Genomic DNA, 3,114 nt, shown 5'->3' on the forward strand with positions numbered 1-3,114 from the left:
GCCCCCCGCCCGCGCGGGGGCGCGGCCTTCGCCGTCTGCGGTACCGGAGCCGACCGGCCGGAGCCGACCGGCCGGAGCCGACCGGCCGGAGCCGACCGGCCGGAGCCGACCGGCCGGGGCCGGCCGGACACCGGCGGGACTCAGTGGAAGAAGTGCCGGGTCCCGGTGAAGTACATCGTCACGCCGGCCGCCTTCGCGGCCTCGATCACCTGCTCGTCGCGGACCGAACCGCCCGGCTGGACCACGGCCTTGATGCCCGCGGCGGTCAGGATCTCCAGCCCGTCCGGGAAGGGGAAGAACGCGTCGGACGCGGCGTACGAGCCCTGCGCGCGCTCGGCGCCCGCGCGCTCGACCGCGAGCTTCGCGGAGTCGACGCGGTTGACCTGGCCCATGCCCACGCCGACCGAGGCGCCGTCCTTGGCGAGCAGGATCGCGTTGGACTTGACCGCACGGCATGCCTTCCACGCGAAGGCGAGGTCGGCGAGGTCGGCGGCGGAGAGGGCCTCGCCGGTGGCGAGGGTCCAGTTGGCCGGGTCGTCGCCCTCCGCCTGGAAGACGTCGCTGTGCTGGAGCAGCGCGCCGCCGGAGATGGGCTTCAGGTCGCCCGGCTGGTGCGGGGTGCCGGCCACCTTCAGGACGCGGATGTTCTTCTTCTTGGCCAGGATCTCGACCGCGCCGGCCTCGTAGTCCGGGGCGGCGATGACCTCGGTGAAGATCTCCGCGACCTGCTCGGCGAGCTCGACGGTCACCGGGCGGTTGACGGCGATGACCCCGCCGAAGGCGGACAGCGGGTCGCAGGCGTGCGCCTTGCGGTGGGCCGCGGCGACGTCCTTCTTGTCCACGGCGATGCCGCACGGGTTGGCGTGCTTGATGATCGCGACGCAGGGCTCTTCGTGGTCGTAGGCGGCGCGGCGCGCGGCCTCGGTGTCCACGTAGTTGTTGAAGGACATCTCCTTGCCGTGCAGCTGCTCGGCGTTGGCGAGCCCGCCCGGCTGCCCGTCCGTGTAGAGGGCGGCGGCCTGGTGGGGGTTCTCGCCGTAGCGCAGGCCCGCCTTGCGCTCCCACGCGCCGGCCAGGAACTCGGGCAGCACGGCCTCCGGCTCCGGGGCGTACACGTTCGTGAACCAGGAGGCCACGGCCACGTCGTACGCCGCGGTGTGCTGGAAGGCCTCGGCCGCGAGCCGCTTGCGGGCGGTGAGGTCGAAACCGCCGCCCTGGGCGGCGGCGAGCACGTCGGCGTAGCGCTGCGGGCTGGTGACGACGGCCACCGAGGGGTGGTTCTTGGCGGCGGCGCGGACCATCGAGGGGCCGCCGATGTCGATCTGCTCCACGCACTCGTCCGGGGTCGCGCCCGACTGGACGGTCTCGAGGAAGGGGTAGAGGTTGACGACGACCAGGTCGAAGGGCTCGACGCCCAGCTCGGCGAGCTGGTTGCGGTGGTCCTCCAGGCGCAGGTCGGCGAGGATGCCGGCGTGCACGCGCGGGTGGAGGGTCTTGACGCGGCCGTCCAGGCACTCGGGGAAGCCGGTCAGCTCCTCGACCTTGGTGACGGGCACCCCGGCCGCGGCGATCTTCGCGGCGGTGGAACCGGTCGAGACGAGCGCGACACCCGCCGCGTGCAGGCCGCGGGCCAGCTCCTCCAGCCCCGTCTTGTCGTAGACGCTGACGAGAGCGCGCCGGATCGGGCGCTTCGACGCGGCGAGGTCCTCGCCCTGTGCGGTCACGGTCTCTGCGGTCCCTGCGGCCTCTGCGGCGGTCACTGGATCGTTACCTTTCGTCCCTCGATGCTGTAGCCGTGCCGGGCCAGGCGCCCCACGACCTCGACGAGCAGCTGGCGCTCGACTTCCTTGATCCGCTCATGGAGAGCGGCTTCGTCCTCTTCGTCCCGGATCTCGACCACACCCTGGGCGATGATCGGACCGGTGTCCACGCCGGAGTCCACGAAGTGGACGGTGCAGCCGGTGACCTTCGCGCCGTAGGCGAGCGCGTCCCGTACGCCGTGGGCGCCCGGGAAGGCCGGGAGGAGGGCGGGATGGGTGTTGATGAACCGGCCGCCGAAGCGGCCGATGAACTCCGGACCCACGATCTTCATGAACCCCGCCGAGACCACGAGGTCCGGGGCGTGGGCTCCGGTGGCCTCGGTCAGGGCCGCGTCCCACTCGGCGCGGCTCCCGTACGCCTTGACCGGGCACACGAAGGTGGGGATGCCCGCCTTCTCGGCGCGCTCCAGGCCGGCGATGTCCTCGCGGTCGGCCCCGACGGCGACGACCTCTGCGCCGAAGCCCTCGGCTCCACCGGCGTGGGCGTCGATGGCGTCGAGGAGGGCCTGGAGGTTGGTGCCGGAGCCGGAGACCAGCACGACCAGGCGGGAGGGGGCCATGAGAGGGAGCCCTTTCTCGGGCAGGGCGCACCCCCGGCCTGAGCTGGGGGCACACGGTTCGACTTGTACGGTCGTACGAAACCTCGGGTCGCCTGAATAGGCGGACCATACGAAGCCACCGACCGCCTGCAACGATACCGGCACGCGGGACGGCCCCCGAGGGACGGGGGAGCGGGTGGGCGGTAGCGTCTGGCGTACACGCCGCAATCAGGCCTCCGACGTCCCAGTGACGTCCATGACACAGGGGATGAAACACACCCGATGCCGGACCGCCGCCAGCCCGACCCCTCCACCGACGACAACCCCTTCGCGGCGCCCCCGGAAGGCCGGCCCGACCAGCCGTGGGAACCGCGCGCGGGCGGCGACGGCGACTCGGGGGGCGGCTCCGGTCAGGGACCGGGCGGGACCCCCGGATCCGGACCGGCCCGCTGGGACCCGACGGACCCGATCCAGCGGCGGGCGCGGTACGCGCTGCTGGCCGGCATGTGGGGGTTCTTCTTCGGGGTGTTCGGGATTCCCTCGGTGGGGCTGCTGCTGGGCGTCCTGGCCCTGTACTGGGGCATCAGCGCGCTCCGGGGCGTCCCGGTGAAGCCCGCCCCGGCCGACGGTTCCACCGGGTCCGGCGGACCGGACGGACCCGGGGACGGGACCGGCGCGGCCGCGGCAGCGGTCAGGGCGATGGCCAGCAGGTCCCAGTTGATGGTCGCGGTCAGCGCGAAGGCGGGCGCGAGGGC

3 protein-coding genes are annotated in these 3,114 nt (G+C 73.3%); 1 reads left to right on the forward strand and 2 read right to left on the reverse strand.

Features of this window, described 5'->3' with window-relative positions:
• Positions 1-140 precede the first annotated feature (140 nt).
• Together purH and purN are read right to left on the reverse strand one after the other, a co-directional pair.
• Positions 141-1,724 carry a bifunctional phosphoribosylaminoimidazolecarboxamide formyltransferase/IMP cyclohydrolase gene (gene purH / locus ABZY44_RS37445; RefSeq protein WP_356661991.1) on the reverse strand — a complete coding sequence of 528 codons (1,584 nt, stop codon included), beginning with the start codon at positions 1,722-1,724 and terminating at the stop codon, positions 141-143.
• Positions 1,725-1,756: 32 nt separating this feature from the next.
• Positions 1,757-2,380 carry a phosphoribosylglycinamide formyltransferase gene (gene purN / locus ABZY44_RS37450; protein ID WP_356661987.1) on the reverse strand — a complete coding sequence of 208 codons (624 nt, stop codon included), beginning with the start codon at positions 2,378-2,380 and terminating at the stop codon, positions 1,757-1,759.
• A 261-nt stretch (positions 2,381-2,641) separates the two neighbouring features.
• Here purN and ABZY44_RS37455 point away from each other — a divergent pair.
• The coding region (locus ABZY44_RS37455) for a hypothetical protein (protein ID WP_356661989.1) at positions 2,642-3,114 on the forward strand (473 nt) is incomplete at its 3' end.

Origin of the sequence: Streptomyces sp. NPDC006544, from assembly GCF_040611715.1 — a bacterium.
Lineage (GTDB): Bacteria > Actinomycetota > Actinomycetes > Streptomycetales > Streptomycetaceae > Streptomyces.